Here is a 1,279-nt window from a genome sequence, read left to right as displayed (position 1 = left end):
TGACCTGCCCCCCGAAAAGTGGTCCAATACTTGCTTGATAAACTGCAAGTAAGTATAATATAGCAAAAAACCGGACCGAATAAAAGGGGGTAGTGTAAGATGTCCTTCAAAAGACATACCGTGGAACAGATCATTAGTAAGTTAAGGCAGGCGGAAGTGGAGTTGTCGCAAGGCAAAACGATAGAAGAAGTATGCCGGAGTTTAGAAATATCAAATCAGTCGTATTACAAATGGAAGAAAGAGTATGGCGGATTAAAAGTAAATCAAGCCCGCAGATTAAAGGAACTGGAGACAGAAAACGCCCGTCTGAAACAATTAGTAGCCGAATTGTCGTTAGACAAGAATATATTGCAGGAATACAATAAAAAAAACATTTAAGTGTGCCGAAACGACGAAAAATAATTGAGGACATAGCGACCGAGTATGATTGGAGCGAGCGGCGAATATGTAAAGCATTGGGGCAGGTTCGAGCGACGCAGAGATATAAAATGAAGATTAAAACAGACGAGCAGGAATTAAAAGCAAGGATAATAGAATTAGCGTGCCAGTACGGACGGTACGGATACCGGAGAATAACGGCGTTATTGAGGGCAGAAGGCATAATAATAAATCACAAGAGAGTAGAGCGAATATGGCGGCAGGAAGGATTGAAAGTGCCGAGGAAACAGTCAAAGCGAAAGAGATTATGGCTAAACGACGGGTCGTGCGTGCGGTTAAGACCGGAGAGAGCGAATCACGTGTGGAGTTACGATTTTATCATGGCGCAGACGTCGGACCAACGGACAATAAAAATGCTGACGATAATAGATGAATACACAAGAGAAAGTTTGGCTATAAAAGTCGAAAGGAATCTAAAGACAGAAGACGTGCAGGAAGTATTAACGGAATTATTTATCAGGAAAGGAATACCGGAATATATACGGTCGGATAACGGCTCCGAATTTACGGCAACAATTATGCTGAACTGGCTAAAAAATCTCGGAGTGAAAACGTTATTTATTGAACCGGGAAGCCCATGGGAAAACGGATACATAGAATCGTTTCACAGCAGGTTTAGAGACGAATGCTTAAACAGAGAAATATTTGATACGCTTTGGGAAGCGAAAGTAGTCGTTGAAAATTGGCGGAAAGAATATAACACCGTCAGACCGCACAGCTCTTTAGGATACAACCCGCCGGCTCCTGTAACATATGAACCGGTATTTTCAAATAATTCCGGGAGGTTAAATTTATGTTCAACTTCCCATTAACATCTGGTATAATAAACGGGGGCAGGTCA

The 1,279-nt window shown here is 42.0% G+C and carries 1 protein-coding gene; it reads left to right on the top strand.

Annotated features, from left to right (window positions below; translation table 11 throughout):
* The first annotated feature begins 99 nt into the window (after nucleotides 1–99).
* A protein-coding gene (locus AB1414_21100) for an IS3 family transposase (protein MEW6609910.1) occupies nucleotides 100–1,250 on the top strand; the annotation gives its coding sequence in 2 pieces (ribosomal slippage) (nucleotides 100–367 and nucleotides 367–1,250; 1,152 coding nt in all).
* Nucleotides 1,251–1,279: the final 29 nt, after the last annotated feature.

Source organism: bacterium, assembly GCA_040755795.1.
Lineage (GTDB): Bacteria > UBA9089 > CG2-30-40-21 > CG2-30-40-21 > SBAY01 > JBFLXS01.
The sequence above is the reverse complement of the archived record's forward strand: the minus strand, read 5'-3'. Positions and strand labels throughout refer to the sequence as shown.